Origin of the sequence: Pseudomonas sp. R2-7-07 (genome assembly GCF_003852355.1) — a bacterium.
Taxonomy (GTDB): domain Bacteria; phylum Pseudomonadota; class Gammaproteobacteria; order Pseudomonadales; family Pseudomonadaceae; genus Aquipseudomonas.
On sequence record NZ_CP027759.1, the window covers coordinates 2,085,765 to 2,100,962 of the forward strand.

Annotated in this window: 14 protein-coding genes; 5 read left to right on the forward strand and 9 right to left on the reverse strand. The window is 60.5% G+C overall.

Annotation, left to right across the window (positions count from 1 at the left end; genetic code table 11):
- Positions 1-29: 29 nt before the first annotated feature.
- Complete coding sequence (locus tag C4J86_RS09625; RefSeq protein WP_124370212.1) at positions 30-1,838, reverse strand: cytochrome c; 1,809 nt, start codon at positions 1,836-1,838, stop codon at positions 30-32.
- Between the two features lie 245 nt (positions 1,839-2,083).
- Here C4J86_RS09625 and C4J86_RS09630 point away from each other — a divergent pair, with 245 nt between their 5' ends.
- The 4 genes from C4J86_RS09630 (at position 2,084) to C4J86_RS09645 (ending at position 4,438) form a co-directional block, all read left to right on the forward strand.
- Positions 2,084-2,833, forward strand: a complete 750-nt coding sequence (locus tag C4J86_RS09630) for an FKBP-type peptidyl-prolyl cis-trans isomerase (RefSeq protein ID WP_124370213.1) — start codon at positions 2,084-2,086, stop codon at positions 2,831-2,833.
- Between the two features lie 346 nt (positions 2,834-3,179).
- The gene (locus C4J86_RS09635; protein ID WP_124362037.1) at positions 3,180-3,635 is read left to right on the forward strand and encodes a YkvA family protein; all 456 of its coding nucleotides are present in this window, start codon (positions 3,180-3,182) and stop codon (positions 3,633-3,635) included.
- A 96-nt stretch (positions 3,636-3,731) separates the two neighbouring features.
- Positions 3,732-4,070, forward strand: a complete 339-nt coding sequence (locus C4J86_RS09640) for a helix-turn-helix transcriptional regulator (protein WP_124370214.1) — start codon at positions 3,732-3,734, stop codon at positions 4,068-4,070.
- The gene (locus tag C4J86_RS09645; protein ID WP_005786715.1) at positions 4,067-4,438 is read left to right on the forward strand and encodes a hypothetical protein; all 372 of its coding nucleotides are present in this window, start codon (positions 4,067-4,069) and stop codon (positions 4,436-4,438) included. Before C4J86_RS09640 ends, C4J86_RS09645 begins: the two co-directional genes overlap by 4 nt.
- Here the strand turns inward: C4J86_RS09645 and C4J86_RS09650 are convergent.
- The 8 genes from C4J86_RS09650 to C4J86_RS09685 all read right to left on the reverse strand — a co-directional run bounded on the left by C4J86_RS09650 (position 4,435) and on the right by C4J86_RS09685 (position 14,136).
- Complete coding sequence (locus C4J86_RS09650) at positions 4,435-6,198, reverse strand: bifunctional diguanylate cyclase/phosphodiesterase (protein ID WP_124370215.1); 1,764 nt, start codon at positions 6,196-6,198, stop codon at positions 4,435-4,437. The genes C4J86_RS09645 and C4J86_RS09650 overlap by 4 nt on opposite strands.
- A 118-nt stretch (positions 6,199-6,316) precedes the next feature.
- Positions 6,317-8,398 (reverse strand): carboxy terminal-processing peptidase, encoded by a 2,082-nt coding sequence (locus tag C4J86_RS09655; protein ID WP_177412744.1) that lies wholly within the window; start codon positions 8,396-8,398, stop codon positions 6,317-6,319.
- Between the two features lie 366 nt (positions 8,399-8,764).
- A complete protein-coding gene (locus tag C4J86_RS09660) occupies positions 8,765-9,418 on the reverse strand; it encodes an HAD family phosphatase (protein WP_124370217.1) in 654 nt (217 codons plus the stop codon).
- 30 nt (positions 9,419-9,448) lie between these two features.
- Positions 9,449-10,438 carry an ABC transporter ATP-binding protein gene (locus tag C4J86_RS09665; protein ID WP_124370218.1) on the reverse strand — a complete coding sequence of 330 codons (990 nt, stop codon included), beginning with the start codon at positions 10,436-10,438 and terminating at the stop codon, positions 9,449-9,451.
- Positions 10,435-11,235, reverse strand: a complete 801-nt coding sequence (locus C4J86_RS09670) for an ABC transporter permease (protein WP_124370219.1) — start codon at positions 11,233-11,235, stop codon at positions 10,435-10,437. Before C4J86_RS09670 ends, C4J86_RS09665 begins: the two co-directional genes overlap by 4 nt.
- Complete coding sequence (locus C4J86_RS09675) at positions 11,222-12,058, reverse strand: ABC transporter permease subunit (protein ID WP_164485241.1); 837 nt, start codon at positions 12,056-12,058, stop codon at positions 11,222-11,224. Before C4J86_RS09675 ends, C4J86_RS09670 begins: the two co-directional genes overlap by 14 nt.
- A 5-nt stretch (positions 12,059-12,063) precedes the next feature.
- Positions 12,064-12,870, reverse strand: a complete 807-nt coding sequence (locus tag C4J86_RS09680; protein ID WP_124370221.1) for an alkaline phosphatase family protein — start codon at positions 12,868-12,870, stop codon at positions 12,064-12,066.
- Between the two features lie 189 nt (positions 12,871-13,059).
- Positions 13,060-14,136, reverse strand: a complete 1,077-nt coding sequence (locus tag C4J86_RS09685; RefSeq protein ID WP_124366480.1) for an ABC transporter substrate-binding protein — start codon at positions 14,134-14,136, stop codon at positions 13,060-13,062.
- Positions 14,137-14,483: 347 nt separating this feature from the next.
- Between C4J86_RS09685 and C4J86_RS09690 the strand changes: the two genes are divergently transcribed.
- A complete protein-coding gene (locus C4J86_RS09690) occupies positions 14,484-15,197 on the forward strand; it encodes a UTRA domain-containing protein (protein ID WP_124362047.1) in 714 nt (237 codons plus the stop codon).
- The last annotated feature ends 1 nt before the right edge of the window (position 15,198 follow it).

The window sequence follows — 15,198 nt, forward strand, 5'->3', positions numbered from 1 at the left end:
GGAGGATTCCTTGTGGGGTGATCGGATCATCATGGCAACTGTTGCTCCAGCGGGCCGCCCAGCACTTTGAGGTATTCCAGCAGCGCCCAGCGTTCTTCGGGGAGCAAGCCCCGGCCGATCACGCCGTTGCCACGCTGGCCGGCACGGAATTCGTGGCCGCTGTTGTGGTTGCCGGTAATTTTGGTATCGAACACAAAGGCATTCTTGAACGCGTCGGTCTCAAAGCCGAGATGGCGCGGATCATAGTTGAACGTGCCTTTATAGAAGGTGCTGCTGCGTTCATCCTGGGGTGAAAGCAACTGGTAAATCGTCGGCACGGAACCGTTGTGCAGGAACGGCGGGGTGGCCCACACGCCCGCCAACGGCCGGGCTTTGTAAGCACGTAATTCCCTGACCCCGATGGGCAGGCCAAACCCATCCAGGCCGGGGCGTTCGGCAGGAGTCACGCCTGCGGCGCGGTAGGCGTGTTCTTCAACGAGCGCGGTGACATATGCCAGGCCCTGGGCCACGGACAGGTGTTTGGGGTCCAGTGGCTTGGTTGGTGTGGGGTGCAGCTGCACATTGAGCGTGGCCAGTTCCGCTGGATCCCATTGCAGGGCGCTGAGGTCGTAGCGCTGGTCGGCAATGTTGTTGGCGGTGCTGGGGTCGGTGCCGATGTAGTCCACCGCCAGCATCTTCAATTGTTGCACCGGGCGACCTTTGTCCGCGATGGCGCTGGGCACGTGGCAACCGGCGCAGTTTTCCGCGAACAGTGCGCGGCCTCGAGCGGCGAGCGGTTTGTCGATGGCGCCGAACAGGTCTTCGGGCCAGGTGGGCGCCTTGAGGCGCTGCAAGGTTTCTTCGATCAGGTTCAGATCACGCACGCGTACGCTGGACGGGTAGCGCGCGTCGCCCTGCAAAGGCTGGCCGGCAGCGTCGAAGAAGTCCAGGGTCGCGCCCACGCCGAGGGCTTCACCGATATTGCGTGCCATGGGTTGCTGGGCCGAACCGTTCCATTGCACCCAGTCGAAGGTCCAGATATCCCACAGCTGCGGGTAGTCCACCGGGGCGTTGGCGATGCGGTAGTTCTGCGGCGAAATGGCATCGCCGAAGCTGGCATTGGCGATGCGGCCGAAGGCGTCGGTGCGCCCCGGTCCTTCTTCGGTGGGGTAGAGGCCACGGTGGGTATCGTTCCAGGCGACCTTGAGGAACCTGTTCAGCGACTGTTTGAAGTCCCGGCGCAGTTGGCTGTGCTCGGCTTCGTAGCGGTCGCCCAGGACCTGGCGGGCGAAGCGCTCGAACTTCCATGGGCTGTAATAAGTCGCCGCAAGGCTGGCGACCAAGGCCTGGCCGAAACTGCCGCCGCGCAAGGTCGGCACGCTTGACGGCAGCACATGCTGGGCTGAGCCGCCGTCGATGCGCAGGGCCTGGCCCTTGAAGTGCAACTCACCGGTGTGGCAGGCGGCGCAGGTGATATCCAGGTATTCAACGTCGCTGCCGGCATTTTTATGCCGGGCGAAACCTACAGGCAGGTTGCCGGGGTTTTGCGTGGTGGGCACTTGCTTGGGGTCGACCAGGAAACCGAAACGGGCCAGGTACTCAGGCGTGGCAAAACGGCGCTCGGAAAACGGCAGCTCCAGGGCGCTGAACCAGTCGTAGTGCAGGCCTTTGACCTGGGTGCCCTGGGGTGTGAAGTAGTAGGTCTGGCGGTCGGCGGCGCTCCATTGATCCTGGTAGTGCACCTGCTCCACGGGCACGTAATCCGGCAGCTTGGGGTTGACGATGTAGTAGAGCACCACGGCCAGAATCAGGCCCAGGGCGATGAGGATCACGAGGAAAACACGGGAAAAAATGCGCAAGTTAACTATCCTTGTCGAGTTATCACGTTGTTATGCCACTACGCCAAGGGTGCGGCAAGTGGCCATGAGCCTGGTAGTGGCCGTCCCACGATCCGTCGCGGGCCTTCATCATGGATGAAATGCTTTTAAACACGTGAACTTATCAGACGTTTCCTGCTCACATGCCGGTAGCCATTGGTCGTGGCCGCCTGATAAGCTCGCGACTTTATTCGAATGCCCTTTTGGCGCATGAACAAGGAAATAGCATGAAACAGCATCGGTTGGCGGCGGCGGTGGCCCTGGTTAGCCTGGTACTTGCGGGTTGTGATTCGCAGACCAGCGTAGAGCTGAAAACCCCGGCGCAAAAAGCTTCCTACGGCATCGGCCTGAACATGGGCAAAAGCCTTGCCCAGGAAGGCATGGATGACCTGGACTCCAAAGCGGTAGCCCAAGGCATTGAAGATGCGGTCGGCAAGAAAGAGCAGAAGCTCAAGGACGACGAACTGGTTGAAGCCTTTGCCGCGCTGCAAAAGCGCGCTGAAGAGCGCATGACCAAAATGAGCGAAGAGTCGGCCGCAGCCGGCAAGAAATTCCTCGAAGACAACGCCAAGAAAGACGGCGTCGTCACCACCGCTTCCGGTCTGCAGTACAAGATCGTCAAGAAAGCCGACGGCGCCCAGCCCAAGCCGACCGACGTGGTGACTGTTCACTACACCGGCAAGCTCACCAACGGCACCACCTTTGACAGCTCCGTAGACCGTGGCAGCCCGATTGACCTGCCGGTCAGCGGTGTGATCCCAGGTTGGGTCGAAGGCCTGCAACTGATGCACGTAGGCGAGAAGGTCGAGCTGTACATCCCGTCCGACCTGGCTTACGGCGCCCAGAGCCCGAGCCCGACGATTCCAGCCAACTCTGTGCTGGTATTCGACCTGGAGCTGCTGGCCATCAAGGACCCAGCCAAGGCTGACGCCGCTGCCGCACCCGCTGCACCTGCTGCACCTGCCGCCAAGAAGTAATCGGCGCTTGAACAGACAACGCCCCGTTTCGACGGGGCGTTGTCGTTTATGGAGTTTGAGGCGCTGCAAACCCCCGGTGAGGCTCGCGAGCCGCCGCACAACGCCCGGGCAAATCCAAACGAACGTCCGCAACCTGAAGCAGTCTGATATAAAACTCGAGCACGGGTAGCCGCACACGCCTGCCAAGTCAATGAAATCTTGGGTTTTTTTGATGTGCGCAAAAAACGCCCGATCTGACTGCAAGCCTTGTAGTCCGTGGCTTTCAGCCATGAAAAAAGGCTCTGTTCACAAGGTTATCCACAATTTGTGTGGATAACCTTTCTGTCGTATGGAACTGGAGTGACCCATGAAACCACCGTTCAATTTCACCCGCTTCCTGCCTATGGCCGCACGTCTGCTCGGGCGTGGCCGTTTGCCAACGCTGCTGTTCGCGGTCGCTGCCAAGGGCTCAAGCCAGGGCAATCGCCTGGGCCAGCTCAAGGATGATCTCAAGTTGCTCCAGGCCCTGTGCCTGGCCTACTGGCGCGGCGAATATCGGGCGATCAGCCCCAAGGCGTTGATCTCGGTGGTGGCGGGGCTGATGTACTTCCTCAGTCCGATTGACGCGATCCCGGACTTTATCCCAATGTTCGGCATGCTCGATGACATCGCCGTGCTGGCATGGGTCATGAAGACCCTGAGCGGCGAGCTGAGCGCGTTTCGTGCCTGGCGTGACGCGCAGCGCCCGGAAAAGCTGGCCGTGGTCGAGCGCCTGCCCGCCACGCCCGAGCTGCTCGCCCGGGAAAATCCGCAAAAAAACTAATGCTATTGACTATCCTCTGCGACCTCTGTGGCTGTTAGGATTACACTTCTAAGGAAAGAACTTACTTAGTAAGTGTTTTTATCCTACGGGGCAGTCATGGATATCCAGATCATTTCACGCAATGGCGAACCCGAATATGCGGTGTTGCCATGGGACCAGTACCAGGCGCTGCTAAAAGCGGCCGGTCAGCAACCCCCCACATTCGCTCCTTCCCCTGCCGCACCCACTGTCACCGACCAGGACCTGCGCCCGCTCGCAGCCCTGCGCGGCCTGCGTGAAGCCAAGGGCCTGGCCATCGAAACCCTGGCGCGCACGGTGGGTATCAGCCCCTCGTACCTGGGTTTGATTGAAACGGGTGAACGCCAGCCGGATGCCGCCATTCGCCGCAGCCTGGCCTGGGAATTGGGCGTTGCAGGTTGGAGGGAAGAATCGTGAGTCTACGTATCAGCCGTCAACATTGGGATGGGTTACTCAACGAACTGGACCAGGCACGCCGCCAGCGCCATCTGCTGACCTACCGTGCGCTGCTCGAGCGCTTGCAGTTCCCGACGCCGGCGATGCAGACCCTGGCCGCCGCCCTGGAGCACCTGGCGGCGCTGGACGCCAAGGCCGAGCAGCCGCTGCGCAGCTCGCTGGTGATCAGCCAGGGCGCCAGCCGCCTGCCGCGTACGGGGTTCTTTGAATGTGTGGAGCGCCTGGGGCGTTTCAGCGGGCCTTCCGACGGCGTAGCCGCCGCCTCCTGGCACGCTTCGGAGGTGGTGCGGGTGTTCGAGTACGAATACCCGGAATCCGCCGAAGCCTAAGCGGGCAGCAGGTCCATGCTGTCGATCACATGGATGCTGTAGCCGGCCACTGCTTTGGCATGGTGCTTGGCCTGCGACGCCAGTTCCGCCAACTGGCTGGCATCGAGTTGCGCACAGGCCTGTGGATACAAATGCACCACCCCAATCGACAGTGAAAGTAATGCGAACTCCTGGCGTACGCCCTGGCGGTTGAGTGCGACGAAGCAGCCGGCATCGAGGTGCTCGGCGCGGTAGAAGCGCCGGCATTGGGTGTGAAAGTCATCCAGCAGTTGATTGAGGCGTTTGCGCCAGTCCTGCGGGCCCAGCACCAGTAAAAAGTCATCCCCGCCAATATGCCCGACAAAGTCGCGGCTGGGGTCGACCCGGTCGTTCAGGCACTGCGCCAGGCACAACAGCACCTCATCCCCGCGACCATAACCGTAGATATCGTTGAATGGCTTGAAGCTGTCGATGTCCACGTAGCAGATCACCGATTCACGCTGCTGCTGCAACAGACGCGTCAGGCATTGCTGGATCGGCACGTTGCCCGGTAGCAGGGTGAGCGGGTTGGCATAACGCGCCTGCTGGATTTTCAGCTCGGTGATCAGCTTGAGCACATCGATGACCCGGCCCAGCCCCAGATAATCACCGTTCAAGGTAATGATGAAATCTTCTTCAATGCGTTGCCGCGCGCGGCTGGTCAGCAAGCGGCTGACCTGCTGCAGGGACTGGCTCAACTCCACGGCCAGGAAGTCATCGCTCATCAGGCGGCTGATCGGTTTGCGGGCGAACAGGTCGGTAGCGAACGGTTTGAGCAGCGCGTCCGACAGCGAGTGTCGATGCACAATGCCGACCGGGTGGCCGCGGCTATCGAGCACCGCCAGTGAGTTGAGATTGGCCTGGCGGCGGAAGGATTCGAGCACCTGGGCGGTTGCGGTGTTTTGGTCCACCGCCGGCTGTTCATTGAGCAGGGCGCTCAGGTCACTGCCTTCTTCACTGAGGGCGATATTGGCGTTATCCGGCTTGGGCAGCATCAAGCGTGCTTCTTGCGGCGGCTGTTCCTGGGGCCGGCAAAGCAGGTAGCCCTGGACCAGATCGACGCCCATGTCGGTCAACACCGCCAACTCTTCCGGCAGTTCGATCCCTTCGGCGATCACTTGGGCGCGGGATGCCTTGGCGATCTGCATGATCGAGCCGACGAATTCGCGCTTGAGGGCGTCCTGGTGAATGCCGTCGATAAAGTGCCGGTCGATCTTCACATAATCCGGGCGCAGCTCCGACCACAACCGCAGGCTGGAGTAACCGGCGCCCAGGTCATCCAGGGCGATGGCAAAGCCCATGTCGCGATAATGATGCAACGCGGTCTGCAACAGCTGGAAATCATCGGTGGGGGTTTGTTCGGTGAGTTCGATCACCACCTGGCTGGGGGCAATCCCGAAGTCGCGCAGCAGCTGCAACGTACGTCCCGGTTGGTGCGCCGTCTCCATCAGGGATTCCGGCGAGATATTGAGAAACAGCTTGCCCGGCAGCTTTTGTTCGCTGAAGCGTCGGCAGGCGCTCGCACGGCAGGCCATTTCCAGTTCGCTCAGGCGCCCGGCATGGCTGGCGATGGAGAACAGCGCGACGGGGGAATGCAGCGGGCTGTTGGACGGGCCGCGACTGAGGGCCTCGTAGCCAAGAACGCGCCGTTCAGACAAGCAGATGATGGGTTGGAACAGGCTGTGCAAACTGCCTTGAGCCAGGATAGAGCCCAGTGCATCCAGCTGTTCGGTCATGGTCATGGCAATCTCGAGCGAAAATAAAGGACCGCATGCGTGAAGCCTGCGGTCCTTTATTTCACGACAGAATGATGTCTATATGATGACACTCCGAGGAGCGATCACATTAAATTGCCATCATTTACTGCTTGGCCACCTGCTTGGTGATTTTCAGGTAGTCCAGCAGGATGCGACCGGTCTCGGCCAGATAGGCGTCGTCTTCCGGCTTGGTTTTATCTGCCTCGGTGGGCAGTGCATCTTCATCTTCTTTCTTCAGCTCTTTGAGCGGCTCTTCGCCCTTGGCCTTGCGGCGCACGTTTTCCAGGACAAGCTGTTGATTTTCAATGTCGGCGTGCTGCTTGCGACGATCCGCCTCGTTGAGGCTGACGGTTTTCTCTTCCATCAACTTCTTGGCCAGGGCCAGCTTGTCGCGGATGAAGACGAACTCGGCGTCCTTGGCGGAGCGCGTGTCGTGGTCAGCTTTGAGCTGGGTCAGGAACGGTTTGAACGGGTCCGACGCCGGCTTGATCGCAGGACGGATGGTGTCCCACGGCATGGCTTCGGGCAGGGCGCTCTCGCCGATTTCCTTGGTGTCGATGATCGACGGGAAGTCGATGTCCGGCAGTACGCCCTGATGCTGGGTGCTCTGCCCGGAAACCCGGTAGAACTTGGCCAGCGTCAGCTTGAGCTCGCCATGGTTCAGCGGCTGGATGGTCTGCACGGTGCCTTTGCCGAAGGTCTGCCCACCGATGATCAGCGCGCGGTGGTAGTCCTGCATGGCGCCGGCGAAAATCTCCGAAGCCGAGGCCGAGAGACGGTTGACCAGCAATGCCATCGGCCCTTTGTAGAAGGCGCCCGGGTTCTCGTCTTCCAGCACGTCGACACGGCCGTCAGCGTTGCGCACCAACACGGTCGGGCCCTTGTCGATGAACAGGCTGGTCAGCTCGGTGGCTTCCTGCAGGGAACCGCCGCCGTTGTTGCGCAGGTCGATGACCACGCCGTCGACTTTTTCCTTCTGCAGTTCCGTGAGGATTTTCTTCACGTCGCGGGTGGTGGACTTGTAGTCCGGGTCACCGGCGCGGAAGGCCTTGAAGTCCAGGTAGAAGGCCGGGATTTCAATCACGCCCAGCTTGTAGTCCTTGCCATCCTGCTTGAGGTTGAGGACTTTCTTCTGCACGGCCTGGTCTTCGAGCTTCACCGCTTCACGGGTGATCGACACGATTTTGCTGGTCTGGTCGTTCGGTGCATTGGTGTGCGGAATCACTTCCAGGCGCACCACGCTGCCTTTGGGTCCGCGGATCAGCTTGACCACTTCGTCCAGGCGCCAGCCGACCACATCGACCATCTCTTTGTCGGCCTGGGCCACACCGATGATCTTGTCGGCCGGGGCGACCTGCTTGGTCTTGTCCGCCGGACCTGCCGGTACCAGGCGCACGATCTTGACCTGGTCATTGTCGCTTTGCAGGACGGCACCGATGCCTTCCAGGGACAGACTCATGTTGATATCAAAATTTTCCGCGTTATCTGGCGACAGATAATTGGTGTGCGGGTCGTAGGACATCGCGAATGTGTTGATGTAAGCCTGGAAGATGTCTTCGGCACGGGTCTGGTCCAGGCGCGCCAGTTGATTCTTGTAGCGCTTGGTCAACAGTTCCTGGATGGCCTTAGGCTCTTTGCCAGCGATCTTCAGGCGCAGCACCTCGTCCTTGACGCGCTTGCGCCACAGGTCGTCGAGTGCGGCGGTGCTGGTCAGCCAAGGGGCGTCCTTGCGATCCACCAGAAGGGTTTCCTTCTCGGTGAAGTCGAGCTTGTCGATGCCTTTGTTCAGCTCACCCAAAGCGAAGTCCAGACGCGCTTTGACACGGTCCAGGTAACGCTTGTAGATGGTGAAACCAGGCTGCAGGTCGCCGCTCTTGAGCAAATCGTCGAACTGGGTCTTCCATTTGTCGAACTCAGTGATATCACTGGCCAGGAAGTAGCTGCGCGACGGATCCAGCAGCTTGAGGTAGCTGTCGTAGATGATCACCGAGCGCGCGTCGTCCAGCGGCGGCTTGCTGTAGTGATGGCGCTTGAGCAACTCGACGACGTTAAGGCTGGCAATCACCTCATCGCGATCAGGCTGAAGGTTGTCCCAGCTATTGGCTGCGAACGTATTGGTCGACATCGACGCGAAGCCGAGACCAATGAAAAGAGCGAGGGCGGTGCTGGGGAACAGATGCTTCATGCTGATTCGACGCGGGGGCAATTGATAACGCATATTAGGCCGTCTTTGAGGGAGCCGGTTCCATATGGTCCGGTCGCATAATGCAAAAAGCCCGGCGCTACTGCTACGGGCTCAGTCCGGACTCACTATGGAGGCACTGTGAAAGCATTGCAAGGCGTTGAGGGGCATGTCGAGTCGTGGAATAGCTCACTCCTACATGGGATGTAGGCCAAGTTCGCATCCCTGAGGTGACAGCGAACGCTCATCGCGCTGAATTCCAGAGTGGGACGGGGCTTGCTCCCGATGGCGGTGTATCAGTGAAGAATGTTTCATCTGATAGACCGCGATCGGGGGCAAGCCCCCTCCCACAGGGGGATCCCGGGGGGTTCAGACCCAATGGTGGATCGGCCAGCCGGCGTTTTCTGCGTGTTCGCGCAGTACCGGGTCCGGGTTGACCACCTGCGGATGGTCCACCTTGAGCAATAACGGCAGGTCATTGCGCGAATCCGAATAGAAATACGCGCCCTCCAGGTTTTCACCTTCCTGCTCCAACCACGCCAGCAGCCGTGTGATCTTGCCTTCGCGGTAAGTCAGTACGCCTACCGTACCACCGCTGTACACGCCATGGCTGACATCCAGCTCGATGCCGAGCACTTCGTCGATACCGATGCGCGCCGCAATCGGCTTGACCAGGTGCGTACCCGAGGCGGAAATCACCAGGATCCGGTCGCCATTGGCGCGGTGCCGGGCGATGGTCTTGGTCGCGTCGCTATAGATCAGCGGCTCGATCACGTCCTCGACCCAGGGCTCCACCAAGTGTTCGATTTCTTCCGGGGTGCGGCCGATCATCGGCTCCAGGCTGAAATCCATGAAATCTTCCATGCGCAACTCGCCCCGGCTGTAGGCCGCCATCAGTTCGTCGTTCCTGCGCATGAAGGATTCAGGGTCGACCCAGCCCAGGCGGCCCATCTGTGCGCTCCATAACGTGGCGCAGTCGCCGTGGATCAGGGTGTCGTCCAGATCAAAAATTACCAATGCCATCCGTCTGCTCTCTCAGTCAATCGTCGCCCTTCAGGCTACTTCACACAGGGCGCTGGGGTCGATGGAAAGTGCCAGGCGCTGGCCGTCCGGATGCAGATCGTCGGCGCTGCGGTTGAGCACATCCACCACCAACTCCACGCCACGCGCTTCGATACGGTAGCGAATCACGTTGCCCAACAGGCTGTGGCTGCGCACCAGCGCATCGAGTTCGCCGCTGCGGCTCAGTTCGATGGCTTCGGGGCGGATCGCGATGCGCCCGCTGATTGGACGTTGCAGCAGTTGGCTGGCCTTGTCGGCATCCAATAGGTTGTAGTTGCCGATAAAACCGGCTGCGAAGACATCCACCGGCGCGGTATAGAGGGTCTCGGCATCGCCGCTCTGCACGATCTTGCCCTGGTTCATCAGGAAGATGCGGTCCGACATGGTCAGGGCTTCTTCCTGGTCGTGGGTGACGAAGATGGTGGTCAGCCCCAATTCGCGCTGGATCTGGCGGATCTGCTCGCGCAGGTGTTTGCGAATCCGGGCATCCAGCGCCGACAGCGGTTCATCCAGCAGCAACAGGCGCGGGCGGGTCACCAGGGAACGGGCGAGGGCGACGCGCTGGCATTGGCCGCCGGACATCTGGTGCGGGTAACGGCCGGCCAGGTCCTTGAGCTCCACCAATTGCAGTACATCCTGCACCCGCTTGTGACTCTCGTCGGCGTTGACCTTCTGCATGCGCAGGCCGAAGGCAACGTTCTGCTCCACGGTCATGTTGGGGAACAGCGCATAGCTCTGGAACACCATGCCGATGTGGCGTTTCTGCGGGCTCAGCGGGACGATGTCCTGGCCGTCCAGCAGGATTTTCCCACTGTCCACCGAGGTCAGCCCGGCGATGCAGCGCAGCAGGGTCGACTTGCCGCAACCGGACGGGCCGAGCAGGGTGACGAACTCGCCCTTGGCGATTTCGCAGTTGATATCACTGAATACCGGCGTGCCGGCATAGCCTTTTTGCAGGTGTTGGACGCTGACGAAGCTCATTGGCTTTTGTCCTTGTTCAAGATATTGGCGGCCCAGGTCAGCACCAGCACAAAGAAGAAGTAGGAGATCACGACGGCGCTGGTGAAGTGGCCGCTGCTGTTGCGCATGTTGTTCAGGTACACCTGCAGGGTTTCATAGCGGGTGCCGACCAGGATGTTGGCGAACACGAACTCACCGAACAGGAAGGAGAACGACAGCAGCAGTGCCACCATCAGGCCTTTGCGCAGATTGGGCAGAACCACGAAGATCGCGGCTTGCCAGGTGCTGGCGCCGAGCAGTTGGGACGCGTCCATCAAGTCGCGCAGGTTGATCGCCTGCAGGTTATTGGTGATCGCGCGGTACATGAAAGGCAATGCCACGGTGAAATAGCAGCCGATCAAAATCCACGGGGTGCCCACCATCGCCAAGGGGCCGGAACCGTACAACTGCAGCAGGCCCACCGACGACACCACCGGTGGCACGGCGAACGGCAGCAGGATCAGGATGTTCATCAGCGCATCCAGCTTGGGGAAGTGGTAATGCACCACGAACAGCAGCGGCAGGATCAGCACCACCGAGAGGACCAGCGCGCCCACGCACACCAGCAACGATTGCGCGAAAGCCATCAGGAAGCGCGGGTCGCTCCATAGCTGCGTGTACCATTTCAAACTGAAACCGGCGGGCAGGATGGTGGCCGACCAGCTGCTGGAGATTGAATAGACAAAGGTGCCCACCAGCGGCAGCACCAGGATCAGGAACAGTATGTACACCACCACCCGGTGGTAGAGCGACGCCGGGCCGGCTTCAGCGCGAGACATGGTAGCTCCTCTTGAGCAGCAGTTGATGGACCACCGTGACCACGGTCATCAGCGCCACCAGCACCACGGCCAGGGCACTGGCCAGGTTCGGGTCCAGCGACACGTCGCCGGAAACCAGCCCCGCGATGCGGATCGGCAGCACGTTGAAGTTGCCGGTGGTGAGGGCGTACACGGTGGCGTAGGCACCCAGGGCGTTGGCCAGCAGAATCACGAAGGTGCCGAGCAGCGCAGGCGTCAGGACCGGCAAGCCGATATGCCGCCAGAAGTGCCAGCCATTAGCGCCGAGCAGGGCGGCCGACTCACGCCAGTCTTCGCGCAATGCATCGAAGGCCGGGTACAGCAGCAGCACGCCGAGGGGAATCTGGAAATACGTATAGAGGATGATCAAGCCGGTTTTCGAGTACAGGTTGAAGTCCTCAATGATCCCCGCCTGCTTGAGCATGATGGTGATGCTGCCGTTGAACCCCAGCAGGATGATGAACGCGAAGGCTAGGGGCACGCCGGCAAAGTTGCTGGTCATGTTGGCGAAGGCGGTGACGAAGTTGCGCAGCGGCGAATCGACCCGGCGCAGGGAGTAACTGCCCAGGGTGGCGATGATGATGCCGAAGACGCTGGAGTAGAAACTGATCTCGAGGCTGAACTGGATCGCCTGCAGGTAGAACTTCGAGCTGAAGATACGCGTGAAGTTTTCCAGGCTCCAACCGCTGTCTTCGGTTTGCAGGCTGTTGATCAGCACCCAGGCCAACGGCGCGATTTCGAACACGATAAAGAACAGCGCGAAGGGCACCAGGCACAGCAAGGCCAGCCATTTGCCGCGATTCATGGCATTCACTTGAGCAACTCCCGGCAGACAGGCTTGTCGTGGTGCACGCCGAGCAACTCGCAGACGGTACCGCACAGCTCGGTCTGTTTCGGCGCGGCGTTGGCATCCAGGCTGAAGGCGTCGCCCAGCACAAACAGTGGCACTTCGCGCTCTTCCGGCAGCAGGCCGTTGTGGGAGCGGTCGTTGTTCATGCCGTGGTCGGCGGTGACCAGCACTTGGTAACCGGCGTCGAGCCAGCCCTGCAGGTAGTCGGCGAGAATGATGTCGGCCGAGCGTGCGCTGTTGCGGTACTGCGCGCTGTCGAGGCCGTGCTTGTGGCCGGCGTCGTCGATGTTCATCGGGTGCACCAGCAGAAAGTCCGGCGCGTGCGCAAGGCGCAGGCTTTCGGCGTCGGCCAGCAGGTGGGAGTCCGGGTAGTGGTCATTCCAGTAGAAATGCCCATGCTGGATCGCCAGCGCCTGATCGTCGGTATGACGATCACGGGCGGCGAGAAAGGGGCTGCGGTTATACAGTTCGCTCACCCAGTGGTAAGCCGCCGCTGCGGTGGTCAGGCCGGCGTCGCTGGCGTAATGAAAAATGCTGCGCTGGTTGGACAGGCGCGAGACGTTGTTGTGGACGATGCCGCTCTGGATCGGCGCAACGCCGGTCAGGATGCATTCATACAGCGGGCGGGACAGGGCGGGCAGTTCACATTCCAGTGTGTAGAGGGCTGCGCGTCCTGCGCCAACGTAAGCCTGCAAATGCCCCATGGCGTGCCGGGCAACCGCGAAGTTCAGGCCGTCGAGCACGACAAGGATGACAGGGTGCTTCATGGGGGAGAGCGCTCCGCAGCAATAGACTTGACTCAATTTCCCTGGAGGAACGAGGTCAAAAGTGTGGGAGGGGGCTTGCCCCCGATGACGGTGGATCAGCTAACACATTTGTTTAATGACACACCGCTATCGGGGGCAAGCCCTCTCCCACATTGGATCTCCAGTGGATTTCCAATGTGGGCGACAGGCTTACTTCATTTCTACGATGACCTGCTCGTTCCACAGCTGCGGCAGCTTTTTGGACGTGGCTTCCCAGGCATCGGCATCCTTGATCGGCTGCGGGTTGGCCTTGGTGTACTGCTCACCCGGGATCAGGTTCTTGGCGATGTCAGCCGGCAGTTTCAGGTCGGTTTCGGCGCGGATCGGGCGTGCATTGCCTTTGGCCAGGTTGATCTGGCCGGCATCGCTGAAAATGTATTCGCGCGTCAGCTTGGCGGCGTTCGGGTGTTTGGCGTACTTGTTGATGATGGTGGTGTAGCCGGATTTCACTGAGCCATCCGACGGGATCAGCACCACGTAGTCATCCGGGTTGGCCATCTTGGCTTTATAGCTCAGGCCGTTGAAGTCCCAGACGATACCCACTTCGACTTCGCCTTTTTCCATGGTGGCGATGGTCGGGTTGGACAGCGAGAGGCGACCTTGCTGGGCGATCTTGGTGAAAAATTGCAGGCCCGGCGCGATGTTTTTCTCGTCGCCTTTATTGGCGATGGCGGCTGCCAGCACAGCGTTGGAAGCCTGGGCTGCGGTGCTTACGTCACCCACCGAGACCTTGTACTTGCCGGTTTGCAGGTCGGCCCAGCTGGTGGGCACTTCGGAGCCGTGCAGCAGCTTCTTGTTGACGATAAACGCGATGGTGCCGGTGTAGGCCAGCGCCCAGTGGCCGTCCTTGTCTTTCGCCCAATCCGGCACCTGGGCCCAGGTGGACGGTTTGTAAGGCTGGGTCACTTCCTGCTTCACCGCGATGGGGCCGAAGGCCGCGCCCACGTCGCCGATATCAGCGCTGGCATTGTCTTTTTCGGCTTTGAACTTGGCGATTTCCTGGGCCGAACTCATGTCGGTGTCGATGTGCTTGAGGCCATAGGTCTTGGCCAGGTCTTCCCAAGTCCCTTTCCAGTTGGCCCAGTCATCGGGCATGCCGACGCTGTTCACGGCGCCCTCGGACTTGGCGGCGGCTTCCAGGGTTTTTAGATCGGTATCAGCGGCCATGGCTGCGGTGCACATGGCAATGGTCGAGCCTAACAGTGATGCCAGGAAAAGCTGTTTCATCCGAAGCTCCTTTGGGCGTTTTCAACGCGGCGTTTTATGCAGGCGGTGTGGTTGGTCTAGGTCAGAGCAATACCTGAGCCAATCTAGACGCGATGGATGACAGTTTCATGTCGATGTCGTTTTTGAGGCGCCGATGTCGTTCGGCGCAGACTTAGCGTAGACCATGCCCAAGTGCCCGTAACGCCTGGACTTGGCCGATGTATTGCAGGGTGTGGTGCACGCGGGTGATGCGGCTGTCATCTGCCGGTCATCTGCAATGCCTAGGCTGGCGCAACATTGAGGTGGGACGTTTATGCAGCTTTATGTGCACTCGAATGGTGCTGGTCTAGTCCAGATAGGTAACGTTGATGCGTGACGAGGCAATCAAAGCGGTAACCTCCATCGGGCTGGCGCTGCAGGAGCAGATCGACCACGGCCTGTTGCCGCCCGCCAGCAAACTGCCCGCCGAGCGCAAGCTCAGCGAGTTGTTTGGTACCACTCGCATTACCGTGCGGGAAGCCTTGTTACAGCTTGAAGCCCAAGGGCAGATCTATCGCGAGGAGCGCCGAGGCTGGTTCGTCTCGCCGCCTCGCTTGGCTTACAACCTGATGCAGCGCAGCCACTTTCACGCGATGGTCAACGACCAGGGCCGGGTGGCATCGACCCAGGTGATTTCTGCACGGCTGCAACCGGCATCGGCGGCGGTCTGCGCCTGGTTACAGTTGCCGGCGCTGTCCAGCGTGATCCAGATCTGTCGGGGGCGGCGGATCGATGGGCGGCTGGTGCTGTACGTCGAGCACTACCTGAACCCGCAGTATTTTCCTGGGATCCTGGCGTGCGACCTGAATCAGTCGATGACCGAACTGTATGCGCGCAAGTACGACTTGCACTATGGCCGGGTGCGTTTCGAGATCGTACCGACCTCACTGCCGGTGGAGGCCGCCGCTGCGTTGCGCGTATCGGTGGGCAGCCCGGGCTTGCGGATCGCCAGGGTCAACTATGACCAACACCAGCGCTTGATCGACTGCGACCTGGAGTTCTGGCGGCATGATGCGATTCATGTGGGGGTGGACGTGGTTTGAT

Excerpts from the sequence above, each read along its gene's own strand:
- C4J86_RS09630 (WP_124370213.1), top strand. The coding sequence starts at position 2,084 with ATGAAACAGCATCGGTTGGCGGCGGCGGTGGCCCTGGTTAGCCTGGTA.
- C4J86_RS09635 (WP_124362037.1), top strand. The coding sequence starts at position 3,180 with ATGAAACCACCGTTCAATTTCACCCGCTTCCTGCCTATGGCCGCACGT.
- C4J86_RS09640 (WP_124370214.1), top strand. The coding sequence starts at position 3,732 with ATGGATATCCAGATCATTTCACGCAATGGCGAACCCGAATATGCGGTG.
- C4J86_RS09650 (WP_124370215.1), bottom strand. The coding sequence starts at position 6,198 with ATGACCATGACCGAACAGCTGGATGCACTGGGCTCTATCCTGGCTCAA.
- C4J86_RS09655 (WP_177412744.1), bottom strand. The coding sequence starts at position 8,398 with ATGAAGCATCTGTTCCCCAGCACCGCCCTCGCTCTTTTCATTGGTCTC.
- C4J86_RS09660 (WP_124370217.1), bottom strand. The coding sequence starts at position 9,418 with ATGGCATTGGTAATTTTTGATCTGGACGACACCCTGATCCACGGCGAC.
- C4J86_RS09665 (WP_124370218.1), bottom strand. The coding sequence starts at position 10,438 with ATGAGCTTCGTCAGCGTCCAACACCTGCAAAAAGGCTATGCCGGCACG.
- C4J86_RS09670 (WP_124370219.1), bottom strand. The coding sequence starts at position 11,235 with ATGTCTCGCGCTGAAGCCGGCCCGGCGTCGCTCTACCACCGGGTGGTG.
- C4J86_RS09675 (WP_164485241.1), bottom strand. The coding sequence starts at position 12,058 with ATGAATCGCGGCAAATGGCTGGCCTTGCTGTGCCTGGTGCCCTTCGCG.
- C4J86_RS09680 (WP_124370221.1), bottom strand. The coding sequence starts at position 12,870 with ATGAAGCACCCTGTCATCCTTGTCGTGCTCGACGGCCTGAACTTCGCG.
- C4J86_RS09685 (WP_124366480.1), bottom strand. The coding sequence starts at position 14,136 with ATGAAACAGCTTTTCCTGGCATCACTGTTAGGCTCGACCATTGCCATG.
- C4J86_RS09690 (WP_124362047.1), top strand. The coding sequence starts at position 14,484 with ATGCGTGACGAGGCAATCAAAGCGGTAACCTCCATCGGGCTGGCGCTG.